The 15,839-nt window shown below is 66.0% G+C and carries 14 protein-coding genes; 10 read left to right on the plus strand and 4 right to left on the minus strand.

The annotated features are described in order from the left end of the window. Positions 1-38: 38 nt before the first annotated feature. Together GU920_RS17350 and dapA are read right to left on the minus strand one after the other, a co-directional pair. Entirely contained in the window at positions 39-914 is an 876-nt protein-coding gene (locus tag GU920_RS17350) for a DMT family transporter (RefSeq protein WP_328799309.1), read from the minus strand. Beyond that, positions 911-1,783 carry a 4-hydroxy-tetrahydrodipicolinate synthase gene (gene dapA, locus GU920_RS17355; protein WP_161768373.1) on the minus strand — a complete coding sequence of 291 codons (873 nt, stop codon included), beginning with the start codon at positions 1,781-1,783 and terminating at the stop codon, positions 911-913. Before dapA ends, GU920_RS17350 begins: the two co-directional genes overlap by 4 nt. Before the next feature lie 186 nt (positions 1,784-1,969). Between dapA and GU920_RS17360 the strand changes: the two genes are divergently transcribed. Both GU920_RS17360 and GU920_RS17365 read left to right on the plus strand, forming a co-directional pair. Next, a complete protein-coding gene (locus GU920_RS17360) occupies positions 1,970-3,907 on the plus strand; it encodes a lytic transglycosylase domain-containing protein (protein WP_235933367.1) in 1,938 nt (645 codons plus the stop codon). An 87-nt stretch (positions 3,908-3,994) separates the two neighbouring features. Next, entirely contained in the window at positions 3,995-5,230 is a 1,236-nt protein-coding gene (locus GU920_RS17365; protein ID WP_161768375.1) for an MFS transporter, read from the plus strand. Between the two features lie 226 nt (positions 5,231-5,456). Here GU920_RS17365 and GU920_RS17370 read toward each other — a convergent pair whose 3' ends face one another. After that, positions 5,457-7,124 carry an acyl-CoA dehydrogenase family protein gene (locus GU920_RS17370; RefSeq protein ID WP_161768376.1) on the minus strand — a complete coding sequence of 556 codons (1,668 nt, stop codon included), beginning with the start codon at positions 7,122-7,124 and terminating at the stop codon, positions 5,457-5,459. 443 nt (positions 7,125-7,567) lie between these two features. On the opposite strand from GU920_RS17370, the gene GU920_RS17375 reads away from it, so the two are divergent. Beyond that, complete coding sequence (locus tag GU920_RS17375) at positions 7,568-8,335, plus strand: sulfite exporter TauE/SafE family protein (protein ID WP_235933368.1); 768 nt, start codon at positions 7,568-7,570, stop codon at positions 8,333-8,335. Positions 8,336-8,428: 93 nt separating this feature from the next. Here GU920_RS17375 and GU920_RS17380 read toward each other — a convergent pair whose 3' ends face one another. Further along, a complete protein-coding gene (locus GU920_RS17380; RefSeq protein WP_161768377.1) occupies positions 8,429-10,027 on the minus strand; it encodes a phosphoenolpyruvate carboxykinase in 1,599 nt (532 codons plus the stop codon). 375 nt (positions 10,028-10,402) lie between these two features. Between GU920_RS17380 and GU920_RS17385 the strand changes: the two genes are divergently transcribed. Genes GU920_RS17385 through GU920_RS17415 form a run of 7 tightly spaced genes read left to right on the plus strand, consistent with a single transcriptional unit; the run spans position 10,403 to position 15,774 of the window. Then, positions 10,403-11,104 (plus strand): response regulator transcription factor, encoded by a 702-nt coding sequence (locus GU920_RS17385; RefSeq protein ID WP_161768378.1) that lies wholly within the window; start codon positions 10,403-10,405, stop codon positions 11,102-11,104. Next, on the plus strand, positions 11,105-12,796 hold the full coding sequence (locus tag GU920_RS17390) for a sensor histidine kinase (RefSeq protein ID WP_161768379.1): 1,692 nt from the start codon (positions 11,105-11,107) through the stop codon (positions 12,794-12,796). Beyond that, positions 12,793-13,218, plus strand: a complete 426-nt coding sequence (locus tag GU920_RS17395; protein WP_161768380.1) for an HPr kinase/phosphorylase — start codon at positions 12,793-12,795, stop codon at positions 13,216-13,218. Before GU920_RS17390 ends, GU920_RS17395 begins: the two co-directional genes overlap by 4 nt. 32 nt (positions 13,219-13,250) lie before the next feature. Next, positions 13,251-14,156 carry an RNase adapter RapZ gene (rapZ, locus tag GU920_RS17400; protein ID WP_161768419.1) on the plus strand — a complete coding sequence of 302 codons (906 nt, stop codon included), beginning with the start codon at positions 13,251-13,253 and terminating at the stop codon, positions 14,154-14,156. 7 nt (positions 14,157-14,163) lie between these two features. Further along, positions 14,164-14,559 (plus strand): PTS sugar transporter subunit IIA, encoded by a 396-nt coding sequence (locus tag GU920_RS17405; protein WP_161768381.1) that lies wholly within the window; start codon positions 14,164-14,166, stop codon positions 14,557-14,559. A 9-nt stretch (positions 14,560-14,568) separates the two neighbouring features. After that, positions 14,569-14,838 carry an HPr family phosphocarrier protein gene (locus GU920_RS17410; protein ID WP_161768382.1) on the plus strand — a complete coding sequence of 90 codons (270 nt, stop codon included), beginning with the start codon at positions 14,569-14,571 and terminating at the stop codon, positions 14,836-14,838. Between the two features lie 30 nt (positions 14,839-14,868). After that, on the plus strand, positions 14,869-15,774 hold the full coding sequence (locus tag GU920_RS17415) for a lysophospholipid acyltransferase family protein (protein WP_328799310.1): 906 nt from the start codon (positions 14,869-14,871) through the stop codon (positions 15,772-15,774). Positions 15,775-15,839 lie beyond the last annotated feature (65 nt).

A 15,839-nucleotide genomic window follows, 5' to 3' on the forward strand; every position in this document is an offset into this window, starting at 1 on the left:
GTCGTGCCGAGATAGGCGATGGGCGGCGCGAAGTCCAGTTATGCCCGGCGCGCGCGGGACAGGGTGTAGAGCCCCGAGGCCACGACAAGGGCGGAGCCTGCCAGCGTAAGGGCGTCGGGGCGTTCCTGAAAGACGACGATGCCGAGGATCATCGCGAACACAAGGCGCGTGTAGCGGAAGGGGGTGACGACCGACACCTCGCCCGTGCGCATGGCGATGGTGAGGGCGTTGTAGCCCGCGATGCCAAAGACGATAACGCCGGCAAGCATGGCCAGCGCGGTTGGATCGGGCAGGCGCGCCCCGCCGGTGACAGACAGGATGACGGCCCCGGCGATGGCGAGCATGGCCATGCCGATGACGCCCAGCTGGCGGTTCGACAGCGCCGGGGGCGCGGCGCGGGTGGCAAGGTCACGGCCCGCAAAGCCCAGCATCCCTGCCACGGTGACGAGGGAGAGGAGGGTGAAACCCTGGGCCCCCGGGCGCAGGATCAGAAGGACGCCCGCAAAACCCAAGGTGATGGCGGTCCAGCGCCGCCAGCCGACCCTTTCGCCGAACAAAAGCGCCGCGCCCGCCACGACGACGAGGGGGGTGGCCTGAAGGATGGCGGAGGCGGTGGAAAGAGGGGTGAGGGCGATGGCGAGGGAATAGAAGAGGCGACCCGCCACCTCGAACCCTGAACGCAGGAGCAGGGGGCGGGAGAGGAGGGCGGGGTGCAGCAGGGTATCGCCCGCGCGCTTTGCCCGGATGGCGAAGAAGGCGGCGCCGGTCAGGCCGAAGATCAGAAGCGCCTGCCCCAAGGGGATATGGGCGGTGACGGATTTGAGGAACATGTCCTCGACCGCGAAGCCCGCCATGGCGGCAACCATCCAGAGCGACCCGCGCAGATTGGCGCTGCGCGGGATCTTTGCCGTCACAGCAGCCCTGCGTGTTCCATCGCGGCCCGGATGCGGGCCTTGGTGGCGTCGGTCAGGCCCACCAGCGGCAGGCGCACCTCTTCGCTGCAGCGGCCCAGGAGGGAGAGGCCGTATTTCGCGCCCGCAAGGCCGGGTTCTAGGAAGATCGCCTCGTGCAGGGGCATCAGCCGATCCTGATATTCCAGCGCCTTGCGGTAGTCGCCCACCAGCGTGGCCGCCTGGAATTCGGCGCAGAGTTTGGGGGCGACGTTGGCGGTGACCGAGATGCAGCCCGTGCCGCCATGGGCGTTGAAGCCGAGCGCAGTTGCGTCTTCGCCCGAAAGCTGGATGAAATCCGGCCCGCAGGAGGCGCGCTGCATCGAGACGCGTTCGATCTTGCCGGTCGCATCCTTGACCCCGATGATGCGGGGTAGTTGGGCGAGTTTGCCCATCGTTTCCGGCGTCATGTCCACGACCGAGCGGCCGGGGATGTTGTAGATGATGATGGGAAGCGTGCAGCAGTCATGCAGCGCGGTGTAATGCGCGATCATGCCCGCCTGTGTGGGTTTGTTGTAATAGGGCGTGACGACGAGGGCGGCATCGGCCCCCACCCGTTCGGCGTGCTGGATCAGGCGGATGCCTTCGACGGTGTTGTTGGAGCCTGCGCCCGCGATCACCGGCACGCGGCCTGCGGCGAATTTGACCACCGCCTCGACCACCGCTTCGTGTTCCTCGTGGCTCAGCGTCGGGCTTTCGCCCGTGGTGCCGACGGGGACAAGGCCGGTGGAGCCGCTTTCGATCTGCCAGTCGACAAGTTTCTTCAGCGTGTCCAGATCAAGGTCGCCGTTCTTGAACGGCGTTACCAGGGCGGGAATGGACCCTTGGATCATGGCACGCGTCTCCTGTCTCTGGGCGCGGTGCGCCCGGTTGCAAACGCGCCCTTCCTAGACCTGTGGCAAAGCCTTGCCAAGTGGGGCAGGCGCTGACGCGCTTGTGGGTTGCGGGGGCGATCCGGGTGCGGCAGGATTGCGCGCAAGGATCACGCATAACCTACAAGAACGATGATCGGGCAGACGATGGCACATTTGCGCCGCCTTGGGTGGCTTTTCTCCCTATTCCTGATGCTGGCGCCGGGGGCGGTGCTGGCCGATCCTGCGGCGCTGCGGCAGGCCATGGCGCAGGCCTCAAGCGGCGATTGGGACAGTGCGGCGGCGACGGCGCGCGGGGCCGGGCAGGTGGGGGCCGACATCATCACCTGGCAGCGGCTGCGGGCGGGCGATGGGCGGCTGGGGGATTACGAGGATTTCCTTGCGCGGCGGGCGGATTGGCCGGGCATGGCGCTGTTGAAGGAAAAGGGCGAAGAGGCGGTGGCGCGGTCCACCGATCCCGGCCGGGTGGTGGCCTATTTCGGGGGCGGTTTGCCGGAAACGGCGGAAGGGTCGCTCGCGCTGATCAAGGCGCTGCGCGCGCTGGAGCGCGGGCCGGAGGCCGAGGCCGAGGCGTTCCGCGCGTGGACGGAACTGGCCTTTTCCGCCGAGGAAGAACAGGACATCCTTGGCCTTTACGGCGAGGCGCTGCGGGTGGCGCATGAGGTGCGGCTGGATCGCCTGCTGTGGCAGAACCGGGTGGCCGAGGCCAAGCGGATGCTGCCCCGCGTCGGCCCGGGCTGGCAGGCGCTGGCGCAGGCGCGCATCGCGCTGCGGGCGGATGCGGATGGGGTGAATGCGCTGATCGACCGTATCCCCGCCGAATTGCAGGCAGATCCGGGGCTGGCCTATGAGCGGTTCGACTGGCGGTTCCGCCGCGACCGGGATGACGAGGCGGCGGAACTGGTGATCGCGCAATCGACCGGGGCGGCGGCACTGGGCGATCCAGAGGCCTGGGCCGAGCGGCGGGCGGCGCTGGCGCGGTCGCTTTTGCGGGCGGACAAGCCGGAGGCGGCCTATCGCGTGGCGGCGCGGCATTTCACCAGCGGTGGATCGGGCTATGCCGATCTGGAATTTCTGGCAGGCTTCATCGCGCTGCGGAAACTGGGGGACGCCCAGACGGCGCTGACGCATTTCCGCAATCTGCGGGAAGGCGTGGCGACGCCGATCTCGGTGTCGCGCGCGCATTACTGGGCGGGGCGGGCGCTGCTGGCGGCGGGCGATCAGGCGGGCGGCACGGCCGAATTGCAGCAGGCGGCGCAGCATCAGAGCGCCTATTACGGGTTGTTGGCGGCAGAGGCGCTGGGCCAGTCGTTGGACCCGGCGCTTTTGCATGACGGGCGGCCTGCGGATTGGCGGGGGGCATCGTTTGCGCAATCCTCGGTGCTGGAGGCGGCGATGCTTTTGTCCCGCGCCGGAGAGCGCAATCTGGCCAAGCGGTTCTTTCTGCATCTTGGGGAAAGCCTGAGCGGGGCAGAGTTGGGGCAACTGGCCGATCTGGCCCTGCAGATGGAGGAGCCGCATATCGCGCTGGTGGTGGCCAAGCAGGCGGCAGAGAAGGGCGTGATCCTGCCGCGCAGTTATTATCCGGTGCCGGCCTTCGTGCCGGGCGATGGGCTGCCGGTGAGCCGGGCGCTGGCCTTGGCGATTTCACGGCGGGAGTCGGAGTTCGACCCGGCGGCGCGGTCGGCGGCGGATGCGCGGGGGTTGATGCAGGTGCTGCCCTCGACCGCCAAGCTGGTGGCGCCGCGGGTGGGGCTGTCGTTTGATGCGCGCAAGCTGAACGATCCGGCCTATAACGTGCGGATCGGGACGGGCTATCTGGCGCAACTCGTTGAACAATTCGGGACATCGGTCGCGCTGATCGCGTCTGGCTACAATGCCGGGCCAGGGCGGCCCAAGCGGTGGATCGGGATGTTCGGGGACCCGCGGGATCCGAATGTGGATGTGGTGGATTGGGTGGAGATGATCCCGTTTACCGAGACGCGCACCTATGTGATGCGGGTGACGGAAAGCCTTGTGATCTATCGCGCCATTCTGCGGGGGGCAGTCGGGCCGGTGGATGTGACGGGCGAGTTGCGGGGGTGAGGGGTCCATTCCCGACGCGATCTGTCGCGCGTGGTGCAGACGGCGGCGCCCGCAGGATGCGCTGATTGCACAAATTTGTGACAGATCATGGCCACCCGATACCTTCCCCTTTTCCTGCGCCATTCGCCCACGCCCAAGGTGCAGAACTTCGCCCTCTTGGCAGGGATCGAGGCGAGCGTGCGGGGCACGCTGATTTCGGCCATGCCTCTGGTGGTCTATGACGCGCTGGGCAGCGCCGAGGCCACGTCGAGCGCCTATTTCTGGGCGGGGATCGTGGCGCTGGTCTGGGGGTTGATGGTGCCGTGGTTCACCCGGCATCTGCCCCGGCGCTGGATGTATACGAGCGGTTGCCTGCTCTATCTGGTGGGGATGACGCTGGCGGTGACGGGGACGGTGGTCACGGTGCCGCTGGCGCTGATGTGCCTTGCGGCGGCGACGGCGACGACCTTTGTCTGCTTCAACGCCTATGTGCTTGATTACATTGATCGCACCGATCTGGGGCGGAGCCAATCCACCCAGATGGTCTATTCCGCTGCGCCCTGGGCCATCGGGCCGATGCTGGGGGTGACGCTGCATGACTGGTGGGCGCCCGCGCCCTTCCTGCTGGCGGGGACATTCGCGCTCTGCCTGTTGGCGGTGTTCTGGATCCTGCGGTTGGGCAACGGCAAGCAGATCGCGCGGGCGAAGGGGCCTGCGCTGAACCCCCTGGCCTATTTGGGGCGGTTCTTTCGCCAGCCCCGGCTGATCGCGGGATGGATGTTCGCGGTGATGCGGTCCTGCGGGTGGTGGGTCTATGTCGTCTATCTGCCGATCTTCTGTATCGAGAGCGGGTTGGGCGACAAGGTGGGTGGGGTGGCGCTGTCCATCTCGAACGCGCTTTTGTTCATCTCGCCCCTCATGCTGCGCTATGCGCGGCGGCGGTCGGTGCGCCGGGCGGTTCGGACGGCGTTCGGCCTGTGCGGGTTGTGTTTCATCGCCAGCGCGGTGTTTTCGCCGCTGCCTTGGGTGGCGGTTGTGGCGATGATGGGTGCGTCGGTGTTTCTGGTGCTGCTGGATGTGGTGGGGGGGTTGCCCTTCCTGATGGCGGTGAAACCGTCGGAGAGGACGGAAATGTCGGCCGTTTACAGCAGCTTCCGCGATGTGAGCGGGATCCTGACCCCGGCGTCGGCCTGGATCGTTCTGGTGCCTTTTGGCGCGCCGCTGGCGGCGTTTTTTGCCGTGACGGGGGCCGGGATGATCGGGGCCTTCGCCATTGCCGGGCGGTTGCATCCGCGACTGGGGACGCTGCGGCCATCGCATGGGCGGCCTGTCCCCGGGGAGTGACAGGGCGAAATCTGACGCAGATTTCGCGACGATTCCTGCACGCAAAAATCGGTATCCGCGCGGTGCGTTGGGGGCCGTTTTCTGCGTGCAGAGAACGCGGCGATTTCTGTGCCAGAAATCGGTGTCGTTAAGGGTTTGTTAAGGTGGCGGGCGGTCGCTGAGGTGAAAAACGCGGACCGGGGGGCCAGTCCGCGTTTGATCCATCAGCGTGACAGGGAAGGATTGATCAATCCAGCAGGCGGCGGGCGATGACCTGCGCCTGAATTTCTGCCGCGCCTTCAAAGATGTTCAGGATGCGGGCGTCACAGAGGATGCGGCTGATCTGGTATTCCAGCGCAAAGCCGTTGCCGCCGTGGATCTGGAGCGCGTTATCGGCGCTGGCCCAGGCCACGCGGGCGCCCAGCAGCTTGGCCATGCCCGCCTCCAGATCACAGCGCTTGTCATTGTCCTTCTGCCAGGCGGAGAAATAGGTGAGCTGCCGGGCGACCATGATTTCCACCGCCATCATGGCAAGCTTGCCCGCCACGCGGGGGAATTCGATCAGGGACTTGCCGAATTGCTTGCGATCCTCGGCATATTTCATGCCGACTTCCAGCGCCGATTGCGCCACGCCCACGGCGCGGGCGGCGGTCTGGATGCGGGCGGATTCGAAGGTCTGCATCAGTTGCTTGAAGCCCTGACCTTCGACCCCGCCCAGAAGGTTTTCGCCCTTCACGTGGAAATCGTCGAAGTTGACGGTGTATTCCTTCATGCCGCGGTAGCCCAGCACCTCGATCTCGCCGCCCGAAAGACCTTGATCCACAAAGGGGGTCTCGTCCGTGCCGGGCGTCTTTTCGGCCAGAAACATGGACAGGCCGCGATAATCGGTGGTGCCATCCACGGTGCGGGCCAGCACCGTCATCACATGGGTGCGGGCGGCGTGGGTGATCCAGGTCTTGTTGCCGTTGATCACCCAATCGTCGCCGTCGCGCCGGGCGCGGGTGCGCAAGCTGCCGAGGTCGGAGCCGGTATTGGGTTCGGTGAAGACGGCGGTGGGAAGGATTTCGCCCGAGGCGAGTTTCGGCAGCCATTTGGCCTTTTGTTCGGCCGTGCCGCCGCAGAGGATAAGCTCGGCGGCGATTTCGCTGCGCGTGCCCAGCGAGCCCACGCCGATATAGCCGCGCGAAAGTTCTTCGGACACGACGACCATGCTGGCCTTGGAGAGGCCGAAGCCGCCGAACTCTTCGGGGATGGTCAGGCCAAAGACGCCCATTTCGGCAAGGGACTCAATGATCTCCATCGGGATCAACTCATCCTTCAGGTGCCATTCCTGGGCGTGCGGGATGACCTTGTCATCGGCAAAGCGGCGGAACTGGTCGCGGATCATTTCCAGTTCTTCATCGAGGCCGGAGGCGCCGAAGGTGGCACGGCCCTGATTGTCGCGCATCAGGGCCACAAGGCGGGTGCGGGCGGCGGCGGTGTTGCCCCGGGCCATAAGGGCCACCGCCGCCGCGCCGGGCTGGGCCGGGGTGAGGCCGAGGTCCTGCAAGCGCGCGACCTCCCCCTGGCTCATGGGAATGCCGCCGTGGATGTGGTGCAGATATTCGCCATAGGCGATCTGAAGGAGGAGCGCCTCCATTTCCGAGAACTGGCCCGCGCTTTCGAGGCGCAGCGCCCAGGCCTGCATCTGGCGCAGGCTTTCGGTATAGGTGGCGAGCCAAGCAAGCGCATGGGCGGCGTACTGGTGTTCCTCCAGCGCCTGTGCCGAGACCTTGCCCGCCACGGTGACCATGGCGCGCAGGTTTTCGCGGGCCTGATGGAAGATCGCCTCGACCTCGGGCAGGGCCTCGGCCGTCAGCGCGGTGAGGTTGGCGAGAAGCGGCGAGGTCGTCATCGGCTGGCCATCGTGGGGCATGGTGGGCACCTTGGAAGCGTTATTCTGCGGTTGCGAGATAGGTAGGGCCTTTGCGGGCGCAGAGCAACTTAATTTCGTGCAGAAAAGATCAAGTGAAGGAAAATGTCGCAGCGGAATTTCCGTGGTTCGCCGGGGCCGAGGGCCGCTGGAGGGCGGACTTGGCCACTCTCTGAGGGCCGACCTTTCAAGCAAGTCTTTGCGGGCGCTGGATTAATCTGTGGTTCTGGGCGATTTTGGTTGTGCCGGAATGCATGCAGGAGAGTATGCAGACAGACGTGCATACGCCGGGAGGGATAACGCTGCGTTAACCCTGTTGTGCCGTGGCGTCACGGGTGAGTCGGGCCAGCGCGCGGGTGGGGCTTGGCTTTCGCGGGGCGGGGCGGCATGGTCGGGCCAGACCCGGGGAAACGGGCGGAGCGGCGCGCGGGCGGGGAGGTAGGGGCATGGACTGGGCGATGGCGGGGCTGGAGCCTGCGGCCTTTTGGGCGGCGATGGCTGTGACGCTGTTTGCAGGCTTCGTGAAGGGGGCGGTGGGCTTTGCCATGCCACTGATCATGATTTCGGCCTTCAACGGGTTTTTGCCGCCGGAACTGGCGGTGGCGGGCCTGATCCTGCCCACGCTGATCACCAACATGAGCCAGTCCACGCGGCAGGGCCTGGGCGCGGCCTGGGAAACGGTGATCGCCTATCGGCGGTTCCTGATCGGGACGGTGGTGTTCATCCTTCTGTCGGCGCCGCTGCTGACGGTGATCCCGCGGACGGCCTATCTGCTGGTGCTGGGGGTGCCGGTAACGGCCTTTGCGGCGGCGCAGCTGATGGGCGTGCCGCTGGCGTTGCCGATCCGGCATCGGGCCCGGGCGGAGTGGGGGCTGGGCGTGCTGGGCGGGCTGTTCGGGGGCATTTCGGGCATCTGGGGGCCGCCCCTGCTGGTGTATCTGCTGTCGGTGGGGGCAGAGAAGGCCGAGACGGTGCGCGTGCAGGGGGTGGTGTTCCTGATCGGCGCGGTGGCGCTGCTGGCCGCGCATCTGCGGACGGGGGTGGCGGATGCGGCGTCACTGGGCTTTTCGGCGGCGCTGGTGGTGCCGGCGATGGCGGGGATGCTGGTGGGATACCGGGTGCAGGACCGGTTGGATCAGGCACGGTTCCGCCGCTGGACCCAAGGGTTGCTGGTGCTGACGGGGCTGAACCTGGTGCGGCAGGCGGTAATGTGAGGTGGGTAGGATGGGCAATCTGCCCATCCTACGCTGGGACCATGTAGGATGGGGACGTGTAGGATGGGCAATCTGCCCATCCTACGTGTAGGGTCACCCGATCGCGGCGGCCTTCACGTCTTCGTCGATGAAGGGGACGTATTGGGCGAAGTTCTTGGAGAACATGTCCACCAGTTTCGCGGCCTGCGCGTCATAGGCTGCCTTGTCGGCCCAGGTGTCGCGCGGGTTCAGGAGCGTGGCCTCCACCCCCGGCACGGCGATCGGCACGTCGAAGCCGAAATTGGCGTCACGTCGGAATTCCACATGGCCGAGCGAGCCGTCGAGTGCGGCGGACAGCAGGGCGCGGGTGGCCTTGATCGGCATGCGGCGGCCAGTGCCATAGGCGCCGCCGGTCCAGCCGGTGTTCACCAGCCAGCAGGTCGCGCCGTGCTTGGCGATCTTCTGTTGCAGAAGCTTGCCATAAACCTCGGGCCGGCGCGGCATGAAGGGCGCGCCGAAGCAGGTGGAGAAGGTGGGCGTGGGTTCGGTGACGCCACGTTCGGTGCCGGCCACCTTGGAGGTGAAGCCCGACAGGAAGTGGTACATGGCCTGCGCGGGTGTCAGCCGCGCGATGGGCGGCAGGACGCCGAAGGCATCGCAGGTGAGCATGATGATGTGGCGCGGGTGGCCGCCAAGACCGGTAGCCGACGCATTGGGGATGGCGTCGAGCGGGTAGGCGCAGCGCATGTTCGCGGTCAGGCTGTCATCGTCGAAATCGAGTTCCAGCGTTTCCGCATCATAGACCATGTTCTCCACCACGGTCGCGAAACGGTGGGTGGTGGCGTAGATGTCGGGCTCTGCCTCGGGGTTGAGGTTGATGGTCTTGGCGTAGCAGCCGCCTTCGAAGTTGAAGGTGCCACGGTCGGACCAGCCGTGTTCATCATCGCCGATCAGCGTGCGGTCGGGCGCGGCGGAGAGGGTGGTCTTGCCGGTGCCCGAAAGGCCGAAGAAGACCGCCGAATCCACCGGGTTGCCGATGGCGTGGTTGGCCGAGCAGTGCATCGGCATCACGCCTTTTTCGGGCAGGAGGTAGTTGAGCAGGGTGAAGACGGATTTCTTGTTTTCGCCCGCGTAGGCCGTGTTGGCGATCAGGATCAGTTTCTTGTCGAAGTTGAGCGAGATCACCGTTTCCGTGCGGCAGCCGTGTCGGGCGGGGTCGGCCTTGAAGCTGGGGCAGTTGATGATCGTCCATTCGGGGGTGAAGCTGTCCAGCTCGTCGCGCGAGGGGCGGCGGAGCAGGTGGCGGATGAAGAGGCCGTGCCAGGCAAGTTCTGTCACGACGCGGACATCGAGGCGATGCACCGGGTCGGCCCCGGCATAGAGATCCTGCACGAAGTAATCGCGGCCCTTCATGTGGGCCAGCATGTCGGCATGGAGCCGGTCGAAGGCATCGGGGGCCATGGGGGCGTTGTTTTCCCACCAGATGGTGTTTTCCACGCCGGGGGTGCGGACGACGAACTTGTCCTTGGGCGAGCGGCCGGTGAACTGGCCGGTGGAGCAGAGGAAGGCGCCGCCCTTGCCGATCCGGCCTTCGCCGCGCGTGACCGCCTGTTCCATCAGGGCGGGTTCCAGAAGGTTGTAGTAGACGTTCCCCAGGCCTGTGATGCCTTGATGTGCCAAGTCATGCGCGGGGTTCACGCGTCCGTTCGTCATCCTGCAAGCTCCTCCGGCCGGGATTGCACCGGCGCTGAATTCCCAACAACTCCCGCCCGGGCCAAGGGGCGGATGCCGGTTTCCGGGCCAAATCGGAAGCGACATTTTGTTGCTATAACACGTCATTCGCCGCAGGGAACAGCCGGGTTGCGATCGTTAGCGCAACCAAGGTCAGTTTTGCGCGATCCCCGGAAACAATCCGGGTGCCCTAGCGGAAATGTGCGGCAATTTCGCCATTCTCGTGGGTTTTCCGCGCCGATCCCGCCCTGCAAATGACGCGATTCGCACATATCGGTTGATTCCCTGTGATGGAAAAATGATCATGCTGCGCAAAGAAAAAAACCAATGACACATGGGCAGTATAGGGATTTCATCATGGCACGGATCGCGCTTGTCGACGATGACAGGAACATCCTGACATCCGTCGCAATGACCTTGGAGGCCGAAGGCTTCGAGGTCGAAACGTATAATGACGGGCAATCGGCGCTGGACGCCTTCAACCGCCGCCTGCCGGACATGGCGGTGCTGGACATCAAGATGCCCCGGATGGACGGGATGGACCTGCTGCAGCGGCTGCGGCAGAAGACGACCATGCCGGTGATCTTTCTCACCTCGAAGGACGATGAGATCGACGAGGTGCTGGGTCTGCGGATGGGCGCGGATGACTATGTGAAGAAGCCGTTCAGCCAGCGCCTGCTGGTGGAGCGCATCCGGGCGCTGCTGCGCCGTCAGGAAGCGATCGCCAGCGGCGAGGTGGCGGTGACGGAAGAGACCAAGATCATGGAGCGGGGCAACCTGCGCATGGACCCGCTGCGCCATTCGGTGACATGGAAGGGGCAGGATGTCGCCCTGACGGTGACGGAGTTCATGCTGCTGCAGGCGCTGGCGCAACGGCCGGGCTTTGTGAAGAGCCGTGACCAATTGATGGATGTGGCCTATGATGACCAAGTCTATGTCGATGACCGCACCATCGACAGCCACATCAAGCGGCTGCGCAAGAAGATGCGGGCGGTGGACGATAACTTTTCGGCCATCGAGACGCTTTACGGAATCGGCTATCGGTACAACGAAGAATAAATGACTGCAGCGCCACGCATGGGAAAGGATGGTCGCCCGGCCCGTTCGGGTGAGGTCATTCTTGGGGAAGACTGGACCTCGGGCGAGGGGCTGGTCGATCCTGCCTTGCGGGCAAGCCGGGATCGGCGGGGGCTGGTGTCGCTGAACCAGTCGCCGCTGGCGCGCAAGATCATCCTGTTCAACCTGCTGGCGCTTTTGGTGCTGGCGGGCGGTGTGCTGTTCCTGAACCCGTTCCGCGACACACTGGTGACGCAGCGCGCGGCGGAACTGGTGAGCGAGGCGGCGCTGGTCTCTGACGTGTTCGAGGCGGTCGGGACGGCGGCGCCGGGGCCGCTGGATGCGGCGCGTCTGACGCAGGTGCTGGAGGGGGTGGCGGTGCCTGCGGGCACGGAGGCCTTTGCCATCGGCGCCGACGGGACGCTGGCCGCGCGCCGCGCCGGGGCGCCGCGGGCGGAGGTCGTGACGCGCCCGACGCCCATCGTGGATACGTTGACGGGGGCATGGAACGGCGTGCGGCGCCTGGTGTCAGGCGGCGCGGCGGAGGTGGAGGGCGCGGACGGCTTTGCGCTGGTCCAGACGCTGGTGCCGGCGGCGCTGCGCGGCGAGGCGGTGCGCGCCGACGGGCGCGGCCCGGATGGCGGGCGGCTGTTCGCGGTGGCCCAACCCGTTGTGGTGAACGGACAGGTGGTGGCGGTGGTGGCGCTGACCGGCGATCAGGCCGGGATCGACGCGCTGGTGCGGGGCGAGCGGGAGCAGGTCCTGCTGTTGTTCGTCGCATCGCTGATGCTGTCTTTCGGGTTGAGCCTTGTGCTGGCATCGACCATCGCGAACCCCCTGTCGGACCTTGCGGCGGCGGCGGAGCTGGGGCGCGACCGGGACGCGCGGAAGATGGCGCCGGGGCGGGTGCGCATCCCCGATCTGGCGGCGCGGCCAGACGAGATCGGGCGGCTGTCGGTGGCCATGCGGGGCATGGTCGCGGCGCTTTATGACCGGATCGACGCGAATGAGCAGTTCGCGGCGGATGTGGCGCATGAGATCAAGAACCCCCTTGCCAGCCTGCGATCGGCTGTCGGCACGCTGCGCGTGGCCAAGCGGGATGACCAGAAGAACAAGCTTCTGGATGTGATCGAGCATGACGTGCGGCGGCTGGACCGGCTGGTGAGCGACATTTCCAACGCGTCGCGGCTGGACAGCGAGTTGGTCAAGGAGGAGGAGGAGGAGTTCAACCTTGTCCGCACCCTTGCCAATATCTCGGAATATCTTGGCCAGCAGGCCAATGAGAAGGGGGTGGAGTTCATCACGGACTTCCCCAATGATCCGATCCTGATCCGGGGGCTGGAGGCGCGGCTGGCGCAGGTCTTTGTGAACCTGATCACCAATGCGATCAGCTTCTGCGAAGATGGCGATGCGGTGCGCGTCTGGGCGCGGCGGCGCGAGAACCGGGTGCTGGTGGTGGTCGAGGATACCGGGCCGGGCATCCCCGAACAGGCGCTGACCAAGGTGTTCAAACGGTTCTACAGCGAACGCCCGCAGGGGCAGTTCGGGGAACATTCGGGCCTTGGTCTGGCGATTTCCAAGCAGATCGTCGAGGCGCATGGCGGTGTGATCTGGGCCGAGAACATCCGCCCGACCCATGCCGATGTCACGTCGGACCCGCTGGGCGCGCGGTTTGTGGTCGGTCTGCCGGTGTGACCGGCGCTGCGCTTGTGCTGCACGCCACCTGCGTGGCGGTGGAGGGGCGGGGCGTTCTGATCACCGGGCCATCGGGGGCGGGGAAATCGGCGCTGGCCTTGCAGTTGATCGCGCTGGGCGCGCGGCTGGTGGCCGATGACCGGGTGGCGCTTTCGTGCCGTGATGGGGCGGTGTGGGCGGCCTGTCCGCCCGCGATCGCGGGGATGATCGAGGCGCGGGGGGTGGGACTTCTGAACGCCGATCCCCTGCCGGGGGCAGAGGTGGTGCTGGCTGTCGATCTGGGGCAGGAAGAGACGATGCGCCTGCCGCCGCGACGCGAGGTTACCTATCTTGGCCAGAGAGTGGACCTTGTGCTTGGGCAGGATACCCCCCATTTTCCGGCTTCGCTCCTGCTCTATCTCAGAGCGGGGCGAAGGGAATGACGGATGTGTCCGGCTTGACGGAAGGGCCTGCAATGCAGGCGGATGTGCCGCAACAGGAGCACCGGCTGGTGCTGGTGACCGGGCCTTCGGGGGCCGGGCGATCCACTGCGATCGATGCGCTGGAGGATCTGGGTTATGAGGTGATCGACAACCTGCCCCTGAGCCTTGTGCCGCGGCTGATCGAGGGGGCGCCCTTGGGGCGGCCCATCGCGCTGGGTCTGGATGTGCGGAACCGGGATTTCAACGTGGCGGCGCTGATCGAGTTGATCGACGCGCTGACGCGCGATCCGCGGGTGGCGCTGGAAATGGTTTATGTGGATTGCGCGGCGAGCGTGCTGATCCAGCGCTACAGCCAGACGCGGCGGCGCCATCCGCTGGCCCCGGCCGAGACACCGGCGGAGGGTGTGGCGCGCGAGATCGACCTCTTGGCCCCGATCCGGGTGCGGGCGGATCACCTGATCGACACCACGGAGATGAGCCCGCATGACCTGAAGGCGGAACTGGCGCAGTGGTTCGATCCGGGCGTGGGGCAGCGGCTGGCGGTATCGTTGCAGAGCTTCAGCTACAAGCGCGGGATGCCGCGCGGCGTGGACATGGTGTTCGACTGCCGTTTCCTGCGGAACCCGTATTGGGAGCCTGCGCTGCGCGATCTGGATGGGCGGGATGCGATGGTCGCGGATTACATCCGCGGCGATGCGCGATTTGCCGAATTCTACGGGCGGTTGAACGATCTGGTGACCTTTCTTCTTCCGGCTATGGTGGAAGAGGGCAAGGCCCATCTGTCCATCGGGTTCGGCTGTACGGGCGGGCAACATCGCAGTGTTGCTGTTGCAGAAATTCTGGCCAAGGCGCTTGCAGAGGCTGGCTGGCCGGTGTCAAAACGGCATCGGGAACTGGAACGCAGGGCGGGCGCGACGCCTCCCTCGGCGGCGGGGTAAGGGACGCGTGATCGGTATCGTGATCGTGGCGCATGGCGGGCTGGCGCGGGAATACCTCTCGGCGGTCGAGCATGTCGTGGGCAAGCAGGATGCGATGCGCGCCATCGCCATCGAGGATGACCATGACCGCAAGGCCAAGCAGGCGGAAATCTGCGCGGCGGCGGATTCGGTGGACCGTGGCGCGGGTGTGGTGGTCGTGACCGACATGTTCGGGGGATCGCCTTCGAACCTGTCGCTCATGGCCTGTGCGGGGCAGGATCGGCGCATCGTCTATGGCGCGAATCTGCCGATGCTGATCAAGCTGGCCAAGTCGCGCGACCTGACGGTGCCCGAGGCGGTGGCGGCCGCGCTTGACGCGGGCCGCAAGTATATCAACAGTTTGGACCTCGGCGGCGGGGCGTGAGCGGGGCACATGACCGGGCGGGTGTTGCGGATCATCAATGAGAAGGGCCTGCATGCGCGGGCCTCGGCCAAGTTCGTGGAAGTGGTCGAAGGGCATGACGCGCAGGCGCAGGTGACGAAGGACGGGATGACCGTTTCGGGGGATTCGATCATGGGTCTTCTGATGCTGGCCGCGTCGCGCGGGACGGTGATCGAGGTGGTCACGGATGGGGCGGATGCGGAGAAGCTTGCCGATGCGCTGGAGGCGCTGGTTGCAAACCGCTTCGGTGAGGACTACTGAGGCGCGTCATATCCTGAAGGCAGAGCCCGCGTGACCGATACGTTGCAGAGCGAAGAGGTGCGCACCCTTGAGGTGAGCGAGGAGGAGCTGGCCCGCCGCAGGGCGGCGCGGGCGGAACGGCCCTATGACATGCGGCGGCTGTCCTATGCGGGCACGTTCAAGAACCCGTTCAAGGCCAACACCATTCGCGCCATCGAATGGCTGACGGCGAAGGTCACGCTCTTGCGCCTGATCCGGGATTTCGAGCGGACCGGGGCGCCGGTGGGCGCGCCGTTCTGGCCCAAGGCGATCCGCCAGATGGGGATCACCATCCAGACCCCGCCCGAGGAGATCGCGCTGATCCCCAAGACCGGGCCGCTGGTGGTGGTGTCGAACCACCCGTCGGGGTTGGTGGACGGGATGATCTTGGCCGAGATGGTCAATCGCGTGCGGTCGGATTTCAAGATCCTGACGCGGTCCTTGCTGACGGGGATCCCGGAGGTCGAGGAGTTCATGATCCCGGTGCCGTTCCCGCATGAGGACAATGCGCGGGAACTGGGCCTGCAGATGCGGGACGAGACGATGAAGCACCTGAAGGCGGGTGGGGTGATCATCCTGTTCCCGGCTGGCAAGGTGGCGATGAGCGAGGGTTGGTGGGGGCCTGCGGTGGAGGCGGAGTGGAACGTCTTCACCCACAAGATCGTGCGGTCTTCGGGGGCGACGATCCTGCCGGTGTTCTTTCCTGGGCAGAATTCCCGCGCCTTCCTGATCGCCAACAAGATCAGCGACACGATCCGGCAGGGGCTGTTGCTGCACGAGATCAAGCGCTGCCTGTTCAAGCCCATCCGCCCGGTGATCGGCGCACCGATCCCGGCGGAGGAGTTGAAAAAGTGGGAGGGGAACCCGCGGGGGTTCCTGGCCTGGCTGCGCGAGCATACGCTGGCGTTGAAGAAATAGGCGGCTGGCCTTGATTTTTCGCAGGAAAATCGTTGGGCCAGCGGGTGGGCATGGGACGGCCCCTT

The organism is Paragemmobacter ruber (assembly GCF_009908315.1).
GTDB classification, from domain to species: domain Bacteria; phylum Pseudomonadota; class Alphaproteobacteria; order Rhodobacterales; family Rhodobacteraceae; genus Paragemmobacter; species Paragemmobacter ruber.